The 16,023-nt window shown below is 70.1% G+C and carries 16 protein-coding genes; 7 read left to right on the forward strand and 9 right to left on the reverse strand.

Features of this window, described 5'->3' with window-relative positions; translation table 11 throughout:
- Positions 1 to 46: 46 nt before the first annotated feature.
- Both G6028_RS00835 and G6028_RS00840 read right to left on the reverse strand, forming a co-directional pair.
- Entirely contained in the window at positions 47 to 1,144 is a 1,098-nt protein-coding gene (locus tag G6028_RS00835) for an oxygenase MpaB family protein (RefSeq protein ID WP_182657726.1), read from the reverse strand.
- 7 nt (positions 1,145 to 1,151) lie between these two features.
- Entirely contained in the window at positions 1,152 to 2,648 is a 1,497-nt protein-coding gene (locus tag G6028_RS00840; RefSeq protein WP_182657728.1) for an aldehyde dehydrogenase family protein, read from the reverse strand.
- Between the two features lie 114 nt (positions 2,649 to 2,762).
- Between G6028_RS00840 and G6028_RS00845 the strand changes: the two genes are divergently transcribed.
- The 3 genes from G6028_RS00845 to G6028_RS00855 all read left to right on the forward strand — a co-directional run bounded on the left by G6028_RS00845 (position 2,763) and on the right by G6028_RS00855 (position 5,279).
- The gene (locus G6028_RS00845; protein WP_095718895.1) at positions 2,763 to 3,905 is read left to right on the forward strand and encodes an acyl-CoA dehydrogenase family protein; all 1,143 of its coding nucleotides are present in this window, start codon (positions 2,763 to 2,765) and stop codon (positions 3,903 to 3,905) included.
- A complete protein-coding gene (locus tag G6028_RS00850) occupies positions 3,902 to 4,372 on the forward strand; it encodes a GXWXG domain-containing protein (protein WP_179523947.1) in 471 nt (156 codons plus the stop codon). Before G6028_RS00845 ends, G6028_RS00850 begins: the two co-directional genes overlap by 4 nt.
- A 106-nt stretch (positions 4,373 to 4,478) precedes the next feature.
- Positions 4,479 to 5,279: an LLM class F420-dependent oxidoreductase gene (locus tag G6028_RS00855; protein ID WP_182657730.1), complete on the forward strand. Its 801-nt coding sequence runs from the start codon at positions 4,479 to 4,481 to the stop codon at positions 5,277 to 5,279.
- A gap of 29 nt (positions 5,280 to 5,308) precedes the next feature.
- Here G6028_RS00855 and G6028_RS00860 read toward each other — a convergent pair whose 3' ends face one another.
- The 5 genes from G6028_RS00860 to G6028_RS00880 form a co-directional block, all read right to left on the reverse strand.
- Positions 5,309 to 5,533, reverse strand: a complete 225-nt coding sequence (locus G6028_RS00860) for a hypothetical protein (protein WP_095718898.1) — start codon at positions 5,531 to 5,533, stop codon at positions 5,309 to 5,311.
- Between the two features lie 6 nt (positions 5,534 to 5,539).
- Positions 5,540 to 6,487: an ABC transporter permease subunit gene (locus G6028_RS00865; protein ID WP_182657732.1), complete on the reverse strand. Its 948-nt coding sequence runs from the start codon at positions 6,485 to 6,487 to the stop codon at positions 5,540 to 5,542.
- The gene (locus tag G6028_RS00870; RefSeq protein WP_182657734.1) at positions 6,484 to 7,473 is read right to left on the reverse strand and encodes a carbohydrate ABC transporter permease; all 990 of its coding nucleotides are present in this window, start codon (positions 7,471 to 7,473) and stop codon (positions 6,484 to 6,486) included. Before G6028_RS00870 ends, G6028_RS00865 begins: the two co-directional genes overlap by 4 nt.
- Before the next feature lie 117 nt (positions 7,474 to 7,590).
- On the reverse strand, positions 7,591 to 8,865 hold the full coding sequence (locus G6028_RS00875; protein WP_179523949.1) for an ABC transporter substrate-binding protein: 1,275 nt from the start codon (positions 8,863 to 8,865) through the stop codon (positions 7,591 to 7,593).
- A gap of 281 nt (positions 8,866 to 9,146) precedes the next feature.
- Entirely contained in the window at positions 9,147 to 10,202 is a 1,056-nt protein-coding gene (locus G6028_RS00880; RefSeq protein WP_182657736.1) for an ABC transporter ATP-binding protein, read from the reverse strand.
- 217 nt (positions 10,203 to 10,419) lie between these two features.
- Here G6028_RS00880 and G6028_RS00885 point away from each other — a divergent pair, with 217 nt between their 5' ends.
- Positions 10,420 to 12,540, forward strand: coding sequence for a PhoX family protein (locus tag G6028_RS00885; RefSeq protein ID WP_182657738.1), 2,121 nt, complete (start codon positions 10,420 to 10,422; stop codon positions 12,538 to 12,540).
- 94 nt (positions 12,541 to 12,634) lie between these two features.
- Here the strand turns inward: G6028_RS00885 and G6028_RS00890 are convergent, their stop codons facing one another.
- On the reverse strand, positions 12,635 to 13,447 hold the full coding sequence (locus G6028_RS00890) for an alpha/beta fold hydrolase (RefSeq protein WP_182617234.1): 813 nt from the start codon (positions 13,445 to 13,447) through the stop codon (positions 12,635 to 12,637).
- A gap of 104 nt (positions 13,448 to 13,551) precedes the next feature.
- Between G6028_RS00890 and G6028_RS00895 the strand changes: the two genes are divergently transcribed.
- The 3 genes from G6028_RS00895 (at position 13,552) to G6028_RS00905 (ending at position 15,848) form a co-directional block, all read left to right on the forward strand.
- On the forward strand, positions 13,552 to 14,001 hold the full coding sequence (locus G6028_RS00895; RefSeq protein WP_338404115.1) for a MarR family transcriptional regulator: 450 nt from the start codon (positions 13,552 to 13,554) through the stop codon (positions 13,999 to 14,001).
- Positions 14,002 to 14,029: 28 nt separating this feature from the next.
- Entirely contained in the window at positions 14,030 to 14,704 is a 675-nt protein-coding gene (locus tag G6028_RS00900; protein ID WP_182610834.1) for an SDR family oxidoreductase, read from the forward strand.
- A 73-nt stretch (positions 14,705 to 14,777) separates the two neighbouring features.
- Positions 14,778 to 15,848 (forward strand): 2-dehydropantoate 2-reductase, encoded by a 1,071-nt coding sequence (locus tag G6028_RS00905; RefSeq protein ID WP_182657740.1) that lies wholly within the window; start codon positions 14,778 to 14,780, stop codon positions 15,846 to 15,848.
- A gap of 60 nt (positions 15,849 to 15,908) precedes the next feature.
- Here the strand turns inward: G6028_RS00905 and G6028_RS18155 are convergent.
- Positions 15,909 to 16,023: (2Fe-2S)-binding protein (locus G6028_RS18155; RefSeq protein ID WP_182657741.1), on the reverse strand; the 115-nt coding region annotated here is incomplete at its 5' end.

Genomic DNA, 16,023 nt, shown 5'->3' on the forward strand with positions numbered 1-16,023 from the left:
AAGCGGGCCGGAGCCCCGGGGGGCCTCGGCGGAGCGGAGGCGGTGGTCATGCGCGGTCCTCTCCCCGTCCCTCCCCGCCGCCGTGCATCACCGGGCAGCCCTCGATCCGGTCCCGCTGCTGGATGGGGCAGGCCCCCAGGTCGGCGGGCCGGTAGCCGTTCGGATACCCGGGGTAGGTCCGGTTCTCGGTCGCGCTCGACCCCAGCGCCCGTCGACGTACCGGGAGCCACCGGACCACCGCGGACCGGGCCCGCAGCGCGGCGTACGCGGCCCTGCGTCGTCCCGGCGGCTGCCACGGGAAGCCGAAGGCCCGGGTCATGTCGTCGTCCACCAGCGACAGGACCACCTTGCGGACCGCGGGGCGGACCGCCTCCGGATACCAGGAACACATGAGACCGAGCGTGTACGTGCCGATGAGCTCGTTGTTCCGGTCATAGCGGAAGGTGCGGGCCTCGTAGTCGTCACGCCACCGGCGGAACTCCCCGATGTCCTCCGGGATGTCGGCGATCTTCATCCGCTGCCCCACCCCGCGGTAGAAGTGGAACGCGGCCAGTCGCTCGTGGGGGTGCAGGCGCCGCCACCCGATCGCGTCGATCCACTCCAGCGGCTCGTAGATGAACGTCGACAGCACGTACAGCATGTCGTCGTTGGTGATCTCGTACCGCGCGTGCTGGCGGTTGATCACCCGCAGCGCCTCCTTGCCGCGCGGCGAGTCGTACCCGTGCTCGACCAGCTCCACCATCAGCAACGCGGTGTCGTCGTACCGCTTCTGGGGGTTGTCGCGGAACTGGCCGGCCTGCTCCAGGACCGCCGACACCGAGGGCACACAGTACGTGCGGTACAGGGCCAGCTCGAGTGCCCGCTGGTAGTCCCAGGGGAACTCGTAGGAGGAGGTGATGCGGTGGATCTCCGCCGCGTCGGCGACCGGGTCGAGGGACGCGATGAGATCCCGCCAGTACCAGCGGCCCGGCCTGAGCGGCGGCGACGCCGTGAGCGGGTGCTCGACGGCGGCGTCGGCCACCAGCTCGGACGGGATCGGTCCGAACACCCCGGGCAGGGTGCGCCGTCCCGCGTCCGCGGAGCTCGTCGTCGTCGTGTCCCGGAGTTCCTCCGGCGTCGTTCTGTTCGAGGCGGTGGCGGTCATCGGGAGATCACAGCTTTCCCTGCACGTTGGCCAGCATCCACCTGACCACCTTGATGTCCCTCGGCTTGCGGGTCATGGTCATGAGGTTGAGCGGGGCGGCGAACTTCTGTGCCGTGATGGCCTTGGGCCGCGAGAACTCCCGGAGCCCGTCGGCGCCGTGGATGCGGCCGAAGCCCGAGTCGCCCGACCCACCGAACGGGAGCGAGGGGATCCCGGCGAAGGCCAGGAACGCGTTGACCGACACCATGCCCACGTCGAGCTTCTCCGCCAGCGCCAGTCCCCGCTTGCGGTTGCCGGTGAAGATCGCGCCGCCGAGGCCGTAGCTGCTGGCGTTGGCCTTCTCGACCGCCTCCTCGAGGTCCGCGACCGAGTTGATGACGACGGTCGGCCCGAACGTCTCCTCGGTGATCGCCGTGGAGTCCTCGGGCACGTCGACCAGCACGACCGGCTCGACGACCCGCTCCCCCACCGACTCCTCGCCCCCGATGACGGCCGTGCCACCCCGGGCCAGCGCGTCCTCGACGTGTCGGCGGACGATGTCGATCTGGGACGGCAGCGTCATGGGGCCGTAGCTGGAGGTCACCGAGGTGCCGGGGGTCAGCGCCCGGACCTTCGCGGTGAACTTGTGGACGAAGGCGTCCCGGACGTCCCGGTGGACGTAGATCCGTTCGACGCCGGCGCACGTCTGCCCCGCGTTGCCCATGGCGCCGAAGACCGCCTGGTCGACGGCCGAGTCCAGGTCGGCGTCGGCGTCCACCAGGAACGCGTCCTTGCCGCCGCCCTCGATGACGACGGGGGTGAGGGTCTCCGCGCACGCGGCCATGACCTTGCGGCCCGTCGCGGCCGACCCGGTGAACGCCAGTTTGTCCACGCCCGCCCTGCACAGCGCGGCGCCGGTCGAGCCGTCACCCGTGACGGTCTGGAACAGCGGCTGGGAGGCGCCGAGCGAGTTCCACACCTCGGCGAGCCAGACGCCCACTCCGGGCGTGAGTTCACTGGGCTTGAACACCACGGCGTTGCCGGCGGCCATGGCGTAGGAGAGGGTGCCCATCGGGGTGAACGCGGGATAGTTCCAGGGGCCGATCGCGCCGACGACGCCGTACGGCTGGTACTCGACGTAGGCCGCCTGGTTGCTCATGAGCAGTCCGGCCGACACCGAGCGGCGGCGCAGCACCTTGTCGGCGTTCTTGGCCGCCCACTCCAGGTGGCTCACCGTGAGCATGACCTCGAGCGTCGCGTCCTCGTCCGGCTTGCCGGTCTCGGCGGAGATGAGCGAGGCCAACTCGTCGGAGCGGGAGGCGATCGCCCGCTTGTACTCGAGCAGCCACTCCCGACGACCGCGCGGACCCTGGGCGGCCCACCAGCGGGCGGCGGCGCGCGCACGCTCGACGGCGAGCGCCACCTCCTCGGGTCCGGCGATCGGGTACTCCGCCAGGACCGTGCCGTCGCGGGGATCCAGGCTCGCGAGCGTGGGGCCGGTCTTGCTGGGTTCGGTGGTCGTCATTCGGGTTCCCTCCAGTTTCCGATCACATATATTTGATGTACCGTCCGTGATACGGGCCACAGTAGTCGACTGTGCCCGCCACCGTCACCCCCTGACAGAAAACCGAGGCCAGACGTGTTCGACATCCTCACCGAAGAACAGCGGGACTTCGCCAGGTCCATCGACGACTTCTGCGCGCGCGAGGTCGGAAGCGCCGAGAAGCGGCGGGAGCTCACCACCGAGGGCGGCACCCACTCGCCCGAGATCTACGCCAAGATGGCCGAGCTCGGCTGGCTGGGGCTGACCGTCCCGGAGGAGTACGGCGGCGCCGACGCCGGAGCCGTGGAACTGTGCCTGCTGCTCGAGCACTCGCTGCGCGGCCTGGCCCCCATCGGTGGCATCGGCCCGACCCTCATCACCGGTGCCGCCTACCAGAAGTTCGGCTCCGAGGAGCAGCGCAGACGCGCGCTCGACCTGGTCGTCAAGGGCGGGACCCTGTCCATCTCGATGTCCGAACCCGGCGCCGGGTCGGACGTCGCGGCGCTGCGCTGCAAGGCCGTCCGCGACGGCGACGACTGGGTGATCACCGGCCAGAAGACCTGGTGCTCCAACGCCCACTTCGCCGACCGGATCCTCCTTGTCGCGCGGACCGACTCGTCCGGCGCCAAGCACGAGGGCATCACCATGTTCGACGTGCCGGCCGACATCGAGGGCCTGCAGATCACCGGCATCGAGACCATGGGCGGCAAGGAGGTCAACGACCTGTACTTCACGGACGTCCGCCTGCCCGCCGACTCGGTGATCGGCGAGGTCGGCGGCGGCTGGAAGCAGCTCATGACCGGCCTGAACACCGAGCGGCTCATCCTGGCCGCCATGCAGCTCGGCGTGGCCCAGCGCGCCTTCGACGACTGCCTGACGTTCATCCGCGAGCGGGAGCAGTTCGGCCGCCCCGTCGGCACGTTCCAGGTCATCCGGCACAGGATGGCGGACCTGGCGACCGAGATCGAGGCCACCCGCCTGCTGGTCTACGCCGTGGCCAGGAAGATCGACGAGTCCGACCCCCAGGCACTCTTCCCGCGCGAGGCCTCCATGGCCAAGCTCAAGGCCTCCGAGCTGAGCAAGCGGGTCACCCTCGAGTGCATGCAGTCCATGGGCGGTTACGGCTACGCCACCGAGTACGGCATGGAGCGCCTCGTCCGCCAGGCCGTGGTGTCCACCATCTACGGCGGCACCAACGAGGTCCAGCGCGACATCATCGGGAAGACGTACGGGCTGTGAGCGCGCCGCACACCGACGAGCTGGCCGCGATCCGGGCCCTGGAGACCGTCCCCACCGACCGGGTGACGGCACTGTGGGACTCACTGGAGCCCGCCGGGATCGACGAGATCGCCGGGACCCGGTGGAAGGGCACCGGCCTCGACACCGGGCACCCGATGTTCGCGATGCTCGGGCAGATGCGCTGGTGGGGCAAGGACTTCACCGACCCGCGGAAGGTGGACCCGATCCTGGTCACCGACGAGTCCGGGGCGGTCGTCCCGGACACCTCCGCGACCGGCGGGGGCGGCGCCTCGCTCTGGGAGGTCTCGTTCCGCGGCCGCCCGTGCGCCTCCATGGTGTACGACCGGCTGCCGGTGATCGACCACTTCGCCGTCGTCGACCCCGACACCCTCCTGGCCGTGATGAACGGCCGGGGGACCCTCCACGAGGGCGAGCACTTCTGGTTCCTCCTCGAACGCGAGCGGTAGCGAGGGCTGGGGTGCATCCGACCCGCGCCCGGGTGCGCGACTCGTGTGCACCCGGCGACATCGCGGGTCGGGTGCGCCGGGCGGCGATACGGACCAGACTGGGCGCATGACCCCGACCACCGACCGCCCGGTCCGCATCGCCGTCCAACTCCAACCGCAGCACGCGCCCGACTACGGTCTCCTGCGCGATGCCGTCCGCCGGTCCGAGGACGCGGGCGTCGACGTGGTGTTCAACTGGGACCACTTCTTTCCGCTCTACGGCGACCCCGACGGCGCGCACTTCGAGTGCTGGACCATGCTCGCCGCCTGGGCCGAGCAGACCGAGCGGGTCGAGATCGGCGCGCTGGTCACCTGCAACAGCTACCGGAACCCGGACCTGTTGGCGGACATGGCCCGCACCGTCGACCACATCTCGGGCGGCCGCCTGATCCTGGGCCTGGGCAGCGGGTGGTTCGAGCGGGACTACGCCGAGTACGGGTACGACTTCGGGACCAAGGGGTCGCGCCTCGACGACCTCGGCGACTCGCTCGAGCGGATCGACCGTCGCTTCGCCACGCTCACCCCTCCCCCGACCCGGCACATCCCGGTGCTCCTCGGCGGCGGGGGCGAGCGCAAGACCCTGAAGCACGTGGCCCGCCACGCCGACATCTGGCACTCGTTCGTGGACGTGGAGACCTACCGTCACAAGTCCGCGGTGTTGGCCCGGCACTGCGCCGACGCCGGTCGGGACCCGGCTGAGATCGAGCGCTCCACCGAGATCGGCGGCGCCGCCTCCGCCGACGACGCGCGGCGCTCGGCGGACGCCCTGCTGGCCGAGGGCGTCACGCTGTTCACCGTGGGCCTGAACGGGCCCGACTACCCCTTGGATCTGGTGGAGTCGCTGGTGGCCTGGCGCGACGGCCGCTGACGGCCCGGCTCCGTCGCTGAGGGGCGGACTCAGCCGCGGTTGACGGCGCGGTCGGCCCGGCGCCACACGCGGAAGGTGTAACCGGACGCCGCGAGCATGAGCACCAGCACGAACGAGGCGAGGATCGACGGGCGCCCGACCACGATCAGGCCGACCGCGTTGACCAGCGCGAGCACGGTGAAGAACCCGACGAACCCGCCCAGGACCTCCAGCCGCTGCCGGGTCCCGAGCGCGTCCCCTCCGCTCCGAGCCACGACCGGTCAGCTCTTCAGACCGCCGGCGGTGAGGCCGGAGATGATCCGTCGCTGGAAGATCAGCACCATGATCACCAGCGGGACGGTGACGAGCGCACCCGCCGCCATGATCGCCGCGTGCGGCGGGATGTAGGGGTTGACCCCGGAGAACCGGGCGATCGCCACGGTGACCGGCTCGGTCGAGGAGTTGGACAGCTGCTGCGACAGCAGGAACTCGTTCCACGTGATGATGAACGCCAGGATCGCGGTGGTGAACAACGCCGGCGCGGCGAGCGGCAGGATGATCTTGATGAACGCCTGGCCGCGGGTGGCGCCGTCGACGCGCGCCGCCTCCTCCAGCTCCCAGGGCAGGTCGTTGAAGAACGAGGTCAGGGTGTAGATGGTCAGGGGCAGCGCGAACGAGATGTTGGGGATGATGAGCGCCTGGTAGGTGCCGATCCACCCGATGTCGGTGAACAGCTGGAACAGCGGCGTGACCAGCGCGACGCCGGGGAACATCGACGCGGCCAGGATCACGCCGGTGACGAGGAACTTCCCGCGGAAGTCCACCCGCGCGAGCGCATAGGCGGTGAAGACGCCGAAGAGAAGCGCCAGCGCGGTGGTGATGGAGCTGATGATCACCGAGTTGATGATCGCACCGAAGAAGTTGTTGCCCGCGTCCGTGGCCAGTGCCTCACGGAAGTTGTCCAGGGTGAGGTGCGAGGGCACGGGACTGGCGGAGAACACGAACCGGTTGTCGCGGAACGCGGTGACGAGCATCCAGTAGAACGGCGCGAGCCCCCAGATCAGGATGAGCAGGGCCCCGATGTAGGTGCCGATCCTCGGGCCGAGTGGCTTGCGGGGCGGCCGGAGGTCGTCGTTGGTGTCCCGATCGTGGAGACCGGGGTGTGACGACGACGAGGTGGGCGGCCGCGTGGTGGACGACGTGGACGGTTCAGGCGCTCGGTGACTCACCGGATCTCCTCCTTCTTGCCGGTGCGGTCATCGACGACATTCGCGCCGAGGAACTTCACCATGACGAACGCCACGGCGAAGATCAGCAGGAACACCAGTGTCGATATGGCGGACGCGCTGTTGAAGTTGCCCATCCGCATCTCGTTGACCACCAGCATGGACACCGTCGCGGTGGGCGAGCCGGAGTTGGCCGACACGAGGATCACGGGCAGGTCGTACATGCGCAGCGCGTCGAGGGTGCGGAAGAGGATCGCCACCATCAGGGCCGGCCGGACCAGCGGCAACGTGATCCTGGTGAACTGCTGCCACCGTGAGGCGCCGTCCACTCGGGCCGCCTCGTAGACGTCCCCGGGGATCATCTGCAACCCGGCGAGGATCAGCAGCGCCATGAAGGGCGCGGTCTTCCACACGTCCGCGATGATGATGGCCATACGGGCGTAGAACGGGTCGGTGGTCCAGGCGATGTTGGTGCCCAGCATCGTGTTGGCGATCCCGTTGGGGGCGAAGATGAACGCCCAGAGATTGGCGGTGACGGCGGTGGGGATCGCCCACGGCACGAGGACCGCCGCGCGCAGGAGCGAGCGTCCCCAGATGCTCTTGCCCATGACCACCGCCATGGCGAAGCCGAGCACGGTCTCGAGCGAGACGGTGGTGACGGTGAAGAACAGGGTGTTGCCCATGGCGGGCCAGAAGTCGACGGCCGAGACACCGGGCGGGCAGGGGATGGTGCCGTCGCCGCCCCGGGCCGGGCACGCCTGGGTGAGCCAGTAGAGATAGTGCTGGAACCCGGCGAACCCACCGTCCGAGAACATCCCCGTGGCGGGATCGAGGCCGCGGTCGGCCTGGAAGGACAGGTACACCGCACGGACGACCGGGTAACCGATCACCACCGCGAGGATCGCGAGCGCGGGGCCCACCATCCACACCGGACGCCAGTCGAATCTCTTCTCGACCAGTGGCGCCGGGGACTTCTCACTCGTCGTCATCGCTGCAGCTCCTCATCGGATCGCACCCGCCCTCACCACGACGGCCGATGGGCCCCGGGAATGCTACCCGGGGCCCATCAGCGCGGTGATGTCATACCTGCTGTTCAGACTCTGGTGTCACTGAGCCGCTTGGTCGATCGCGGCGCTCATGTCGGTGAGCGCCTGCTCGACGTTCTTCTCGCCACGCAGCGCGGCGAACGTGTTGTCCTGGATCGCCTTGGACACCGCCGGGTAGTACGGCGTGACCGGGCGCGGCTCGGCGTTCTCGAGAGCCGCCTTGAGGGCTGGCATGTACGGGAACTCCTGCTGCAGCGCCTCGTCGTCGTAGATCGAGGACAGGACCGGCGGGAACGACTGCTCGGCGAAGCCCATCTGGACGTCCTCGGAGATGATGAACTCGAGGAACGCCTGCGCCGTGGCCTTGTTCTCGGAGAACACGTTGATGGCGTTGTTGTAGCCGCCGAGGGTGGACCGGCCTGCGCCGTCCTGGCCGACGATGGGTGCGACCTCGAACCGGCCCTGGACCTGGGACGTGGGATCGGACTGGCCCGACTCGTACATGTACGGCCAGTTGTAGGAGTACATGGTCTCGCCGGCGAGGAAGGCCTGCGCGGTCTCCTCCTCCGTGAAGGCGTCGGTCTGCGGGGGGATCACGCCGTTCTGGTAGGCGTCGACCAGGGCGGTGAGGCCGGCGCGTGCCTGATCGGTGTCGAGCTCCGGGGTCTGCCCGTCGTCACCCACGACCTGACCGCCCCAGCTGTGGATGAACTGGGTGGCGGCGACGGTGAGGCCCTCGTAGAGGCTGAGCTGCGTCTGCAGGCAGTCGACGTCGGCGCCTTCGGCGGCCTCGCAGGACGCGACCAGTGCGTCCCAGTTGGCGGGCGCCTCCGGCTGGAGGTCCGTGCGGTAGTACAGCAGCTGGGCGTTGGTGTTCTGCGGGATGCCGTAGAGCGTGCCGTTGTAGGTCGCGGAGTCCACGGCGGCCTCGATCAGGCCGGACGTGTCGACCTCGGTGTCGCCCTCGATCGGCTGCAGCCACCCGTTGGCCGCGAAGTACGCGGTGTCCGTGACGTCGAGAGCGAACACGTCGTACTCGCCGCTCTCGGTCTGGAGGGACTGCGTGAGGGTGTCCCGCTGGCCGTCCTGCTCGGCGGGGAGCTCGCGGAGGGTGACCTCCTGGTCGGGGTTCTCCGCGTTCCACTGCTCGATGACGGGACGGAGCTTGTCCGTGTCGTTGCTGCCCATCGCGAAGGTGATCGGGCCGACGCCCGAGGTGCCTGCCTCCGCCTGCTCGTCGGATTCGTCACCACCACCGTTGCCACAGGCCGCGGTGAGCACCGCGACCATGGATGCGGCCGCCGCCGCCTTGAGGAACCTGCCGTGAACGGCCATGCGCTCTCTCCTACTGTCGTGTCTCGCCTACCGCCGACGTGTGCCGGCGGTCGGGTGATCCCGGGTTCACTGTGACGCGGGTCTCTCTGAGGTCCCGCTGAGCGTAACCCACACGGGGCCTGTGGCGTCGGACCATGGACGGTCCCATCGCCGACTCCCCGCCGTACCGCCGCCCGTGGACCGCGAGACTCAGATCACACGCGACACTCTAGCAACAACAGATGTTGCAGTCCGCCACTGCCGCCCTCATCGAGCCCTGTGGCGCGCCTCGGCGCACCCGGTCACCGCAGTCGCAGGCCGGTCTCCACGTCGAAGAAGCGGACCTCGCCGTCGAGCGCGGCCAGGAACATGGTCTCGCCCTTACCCGGGTGGTCACCCGATTCGGCCCGGTAGACCACCGGGTGCCCGTCCGCGGTGGAGCAGTGCAGGTAGCTGTCCGCCCCCAGCTCCTCGACCAGGTCCACGGTCACCTCCAACCCGTGACCGTCCCCGGCGATCCGCAGGTGCTCCGGCCGCACGCCCACGGTGACCCTCGGTCCGGACCCCGGCGGGACCTCTTCCGCGAAACCCTCCAGGTCCACTCTGCTGTCCGAGACGGGCGCGTCGAAGAGGTTCATCGACGGCGATCCGATGAAGCCGGCGACGAAGGCGTTGACCGGGTTGTGGTACAGCTCGCGCGGGGTGTCGACCTGCTGCAGGATGCCGTCCTTGAGCACCGCCACCCGATCCCCCATCGTCATGGCCTCGACCTGGTCGTGGGTCACGTAGATCATGGTGGTGCGCAGGTCACGCTGCAATTTGGCGATCTGGGCGCGGGTGGCCACCCGGAGCTTGGCGTCGAGGTTCGACAGCGGCTCGTCCATGAGGAACACCTGCGGGTTGCGCACGATCGCCCGACCCATGGCGACCCGCTGGCGCTGACCACCGGAGAGTTCCTTGGGCTTGCGGTCGAGGTAGTCCGTGAGGTCGAGCATCTCCGCGGCGCGGTCCACCCGCTCCGCGATCTCCTTCTTGGAGGCCTTGGCCAGCTTGAGCGCGAAACCCATGTTCTCGCGCACGGTGTAGTGCGGGTAGAGCGCGTAGTTCTGGAAGACCATCGCGATGTCCCGGTCCTTGGGCTCCGTCCCGGTGACGTCCCTGTCGCCGATGAGGATGCGTCCGGCCGAGACGTCCTCGAGCCCGGCGAGCGCGCGGAGAGTGGTGGACTTCCCGCAGCCCGACGGTCCCACCAGGACCAGGAACTCGCCGTCGGCGATCTCCAGATCGAGTCGGTCCACACTGCGCCGTGCGGCGCCCGGGTAAATGATGGACACGTTCTCGAAGGTCACCGTAGCCATGGAGAGATCCTTCCCTTCACCGGCAGGAACGTGCCGGACGATCCGAGATTGAGGGTTGTCACGACGACTGTAGCGTCACGGGACCGGTGTTCACCGGCACTGCGCCCACAGTTCATCCGCACGTGTCCTCAGCACGCCCGCGCCGTCGCCCGCGCTCCCTAGGGTCACAGCGTCCTCGTGCGCCCGTGTGGGGCGCACACGTCCTCAGGGAGAACCGTTGTCAGTCCGCAGTCTGCTTCCGATCGCCACCCCCGGAATCTCCAACCGCCAGCACCTGACCTGTGTGTACAAGTGCGGTGACCAGTGCGCGGCGCCGGTCCCCAACACGAGCGACAACCCGTATTTCGGGGACGTCGCCACCGAGATCAGCCGCCGGGGGGCGCTCAAGGCGGCGGGCGTGGTCGCGCTCGCGGTGGGGGCCTCCCAGGTCCTGCCCGCCTCCGTCGCCGCGCAGGGTTCCCTCGGCACGGGCTCGGCCGGGGCACCCGGGTCGACGGGTGGGGGCACCCTCGACACCGGTTTCCTCCCCGTGGAGCCCAACACCGCGGACGCCGTCACCGTGCCCGTCGGGCACTCCAGCGACGTGGTGATCCGCTGGGGCGACCCGGTGGTCCCCGGGGCGCCCGGCTTCGACTTCGAGAACCAGACGGCCGCCGCGCAGGCGGTGCAGTACGGCTTCAACTGCGACCTGGCCGTCCTGTTCCCCATGGACGACCGCGACGACCGGTTCCTGCTCACCGTCAACCACGAGTACACCACCGAGCCGATGATGTTCCGCGGGTACGACTCCGCCGCCCCGACCCGCGAGCAGGTGGAGATCGCCTGGGCCGCACACGGCATGACGGTGGTGGAGCTCGCCAGCAGGCCGTCCGACGGCGGGCTCGATCCCGTGATGGGGTCCTACAACCGCCGCATCACCGCGACGACGCCGTTCGAGCTGCGGGGCCCGGCCGTCGGCCCCCTCACCCGGACCACCGCCGACCCCACCGGGACCCGCGTGCTGGGAACACTCAACAACTGCGCCGGCGGCCACACCCCCTGGGGAACAGTCCTGTCCGGCGAGGAGAACTTCAACCAGTACTTCGGCACCACCGGCTCCGTGACCGACCCGGCGCGTGTGGAGGCCCTGCGTCGCTACGGCGTGGCGGTCGGTGAGTCGGGCCGCAAGTGGGAGCGCTTCGACAGCCGCTTCGACCTGGCCGCCGAGCCGAACGAGGTCAACCGTTTCGGCTACATCGTCGAGGTCGATCCCTGGAACCCGGACTCCACGCCGGTCAAGCACTCGGCGCTCGGGCGGTTCAAGCACGAGGGCGGGACCGTTCACGTGACCGCCGACGGGACCGTCGTCATCTATTCGGGCGACGACGAGCGGTTCGACTACCTCTACAAGTTCGTCTCCAGCCGGAAGATGGTGCCGGGACGGACCGCGGCGGCGCGGACCCAGAACATGAGGATCCTCGACGAGGGGACGCTCTACGTGGCCACCTTCACCGGCAACTCCCCGGAGTCGGAGATCGACGGGTCGGGCACGCTCCCCTCGGACGGCGCCTTCGACGGCACGGGCGGCTGGATCCCGCTCATGACCGTCGACGCGGCCGGCAACGCCGTCTCCCACGTCACCGGCATGACCGCGGAGCAGGTCGCCGTGTACACACGCATGGCGGGCGACGCCGTCGGGGCCACCAGGATGGACCGGCCGGAGGACGTCGAACCCAGCCCCACGACCGGCAAGGTGTACATGGCGCTGACCAACAACACCCGCCGCACCGTCGGCCAGGTCGACGAGGCCAACCCCCGGCACGACAACAAGCACGGGCAGGTCGTCGAGATCACCGACGACCACGCCGGGACGACCTTCGGCTGGAACCTGCTCCTCGTGTGCGGCGACCCCGCCGCCGCCGACACCTACTTCGGCGGCTTCGACAAGTCCAAGGTCAGCCCGATCTCGTGCCCGGACAACGTGGCCTTCGACCCCTCCGGTGGGCTGTGGGTGTCCACCGACGGCAACGCGCTCGGATTCAACGACGGGCTCTACTCGGTGGCCACAGAGGGGCCGAACCGGGGCGAGACCAAGCTGTTCCTCACCGTGCCGATCGGCGCGGAGACCTGCGGTCCGCTCGTCTTTGCCGACCGCGCGATCGTCAACGTCCAGCACCCCGGGGAGAAGGACGGGGCCTCGATCGAGAACCCCGCCTCCCACTGGCCCGACGGCGGGACGTCGCAGCCACGTCCGTCGACGGTCGTGGCGTGGAGGGACGGGTTCACCGGCGGGACCGGGTCGCTCTCCGCGGGGTCACTGTCCGCGGGGTCACTCCCGGCGGGCTCGTCGGGTTCCTGATCGTCCGTGTGCGGGGGCGGGGGGCGGGGTCAGGGTCGTCGTACCCGGCCCGCCTGACCCGGCCCGCCTGACCCGGGCCGCCGAACCCGGGCCGTCAGACCCGGCTCGTCGCCCCCGCATACGCCAACCCGCGCTCGACGGTCGCGGCGATCGAGGCGGCGACGCCCTCCGGATCGTCCGACATCGGAACGTGCCCGCCTGCCGAGATCTCGATCCGGGCCTGCGGGAACAACCTCGACGCGAGCGAGACCTGCCGGACCGGCAGCACCAGGTCGAACCGGCCCCACCGGATGGTGATCGGCAGCTCCTCGTCCACCGGCGCGGAGAACAGGAACGTCCTGCGGTCCGCCCGGTCCAGCACGGTGTTGCTGATGATCGCCTCGCCGTCGATCGCCGCCGCCTCGGCGGGGTACCGCCACGGCCGAGCGCAGAACGCGGCCATCATCACCGCACGGCCCGCCGCCCTCTCGGTCACCACGGGGATGTGACGGCCCAGCTTCCCGGCCGCCCGGCGCAGACTGTGGAACACGGTCATCGTGTAGCGCCACTCGGCGTCGGACCGGAAGAACCCGGCGGGCGAGAGCGCGGTGACACTGCTCGCCAGGCCACGGGCCCCCAGCTCCAGTGCGAGGAAGCCGCCGAGCGAGTTCCCGACGACGTGGGGGCGCTCCCCGTCCGGCACGACCTCCGCGATGAGCTCGGTCAATTGGTCCATCATGTACTCGAGCACGTCACCCGCGTCGGGGAGATCCGCCGACTCCCCGTGTCCGGGCAGGTCCACCACCACCAGCCGGAACCGGTCCGCCAGGAGCGGGACGACCGAGTCCCACGCGTGCGCACGGTGGCAGACACCGTGCATGAGGATGATCGTGGGACCGGAACCGGTGATCTGGTGATACAAATCCATGCCGAGAGTATCCCTCACGGCCCGGGATGACGCCCCATAACCGCCCCGGAACGTGCTTACATCTCCCATGCGACCGAGGGGACGAACGGGTCAGGGGGCACGGCGTGGACACTGTGACGATCGGACTGGCGACGGAATTCCGGCCCATCCTCCTCAGGCTGGACCTTCTGGTCCGGCGGCAGAACACCCAGTACGCCCTCAGCCGCGCACAGACCTCGATCCTCTACACGCTCGCCTGCCACGGGCGGCTGCGGATGAGCGACCTGGCCCGGTTGGAGAACGTCCGGGTCCCGACGACCAGCAATTCCGTGACCGTGGTGGAGAGCATGGGCTACGTGGAGCGCGTGCGGGACCACTCGGACGGCCGCGGCGTCTGCGTGGAGCTCACCGACCTCGGGCGGGCACGGATCGACCAGGTGCTCGAGGCGCGCGACCAGGACTTCGCCGATCACCTGTCCCGCCTGTCCCCGGAGCACCGGGAGACGCTGTCGGCGGCGGTCCCCGCCCTCAACGCACTCCTGGACGCCTTCGACGGGACCGCGACCGCCCGCTGAGCCTCCGCGGCGTCTACCCTCACCGGACATGGGCACAGTCATGATCACCGGCGCCTCGCGCGGGATCGGCGCGGCCACGGCCAGGGCGCTCGAGTCGGATCACGACCTGATCCTGGTGGGCCGCGACGCCGACGCACTGGCGTCGGTGGCCCGCTCCTGCAGATCCGCCCGGGTGGTGACCGCGGATCTGACGACGGTCGACGGGGTGTCATCGGTCGCCGACGGGATCACCTCCCTCGACGGGGTGGTCCACTGCGCCGGGGTGGCCGACCTCGGGCGGATCGACGAGTCGGACGCCGCCGAGTGGCGTCGCGCGTTCGAGATCAACGTCCTCGCGGTGGTCGAGCTCACCCGGGTGTTGCTCCCGGCGCTCCGCGCGGCCCGCGGCCACGTCGTCGTCATCAACTCCGGTGCCGGGACCACCGCCAAGCCGGGCTGGGGCTCCTACAGTGCCTCCAAGTTCGCGCTGCGCGCCGTCACCGACACCCTCCGCGGCGAGGAACCGGCCCTGCGCGTCACCTCGATCCATCCGGGACGCGTGGACACCGACATGCAGCGGGCGATCGTCGCCGCCGAGGGCGGGAAGTATGACCCGTCGGCCCACCTCAGCCCGGACTCCGTGGCCACCGCGGTGCGCCACGCCCTCGACTCGGGGCCCGACGCCCACCCGACCGAGGTGGTTCTGCGACCCCGGCGCCACTGAGATCCCCTCGACCCGGTGGGCACGCGCGCGATCCCACCGCCGGACCGCTGCGCATGTCGTAACGTCCAGCACCATGGTCGGCACCGACACCCCGCTGCGCATCACCGTCATCGGTGCGGGCGTGGTCGGGTGTTATCTGGGCGGCAGGCTCGCCCGCCACGCCGACGTGACCCTGGTCGGGCGCCCTCATGTCCTCGACCCGATCCGCGCGGTCGGACTCACCGTGGAGTCCGGTGAGGGCGTGGAGGACCGCCTCCACGTGCCCGCCGAGGCGCTCACCCTGGCCGAGACGCCGGTGGCCGTCCGACGCTCGGACGTGGTGCTCGTGTGCACCAAGGCCGGCTCCACCGCCTCCGCCACCGCCGAGTTCGTCCCGTACCTGCGTCCGGGATCCCTGGTGGTGGGCCTACAGAACGGTCTGCACTCGGCCGATCTGATCCGCGAGGGCGTGGACGCCACACCGGTGATCGCCGGGATCATCCCCTTCAACGTCGCGCGGACCGGCCCCGCGACCTACCGTCGGACCAGCACCGGGGAGATCCGGATCGCCGAGCATCCCCTCGCCGCCCCGCTCCTGCGCGTGATGGAGGAGGCCGATCTCCGGGTGCGCGCGACCGACGACATCCAAGCGGTACTGCACGGCAAGGTCCTGCTGAACATGAACAACGCGGTCCAGGCGTTGTCCGGCCTCCCGCTGAGGACCGAACTCCTCGACCGGGACCTGCGCAGATGCGTCGCGCTCTGTCAGGCCGAGGCCAACCGGGTCTTCACCGCCGCCGGAGTGGTGTCCCGGGTACCCATCGCGGTACCCGCCGGCATGCTGCCGGCCGTCATGCGGCTGCCCACCCCGGTGTTCCGCAGGCTCGCCAGGGCGGTCATGCGGGTCGACGCCGACGGGACGTCGTCGATGAACGACGACCTGGTCCGGGGCCGACCGACCGAGATCGACATCCTCCAGGGGGAGGTGGTGCGGATGGGTCGGTACCTCGGTGTCGAGACGCCGGCGTGTGCGCACATCGTCGAGCTGGTGCACGAGGCCGAACGGGCCGGACCCGATCGCCGCCAGTGGACCGGCAAGGCACTTCTCGCCGAACTCCAGCGGGCACGGCGACGCGCACGACGGCTGGCGCGGCTGCAACTCTAGGGCAGGCGGTCGCCCCGGGGCGGCAACTCTGGGGCAGGTGGCCGGCCCCGGCCCGACACGTCAGGACGACGTGCGCCGCAGGAGCTCTGCATACCGGTCCGCCGGGGTGCGACGCGGGCAGCCGGCGCACTTGTCGCCCGCGGTCGCGACGTAGATCAGGCAGCAGGACCCTCGA

Source organism: Dietzia cercidiphylli (assembly GCF_014145145.1).
In the GTDB taxonomy this organism is placed as follows: Bacteria; Actinomycetota; Actinomycetes; order Mycobacteriales; family Mycobacteriaceae; genus Dietzia; species Dietzia natronolimnaea.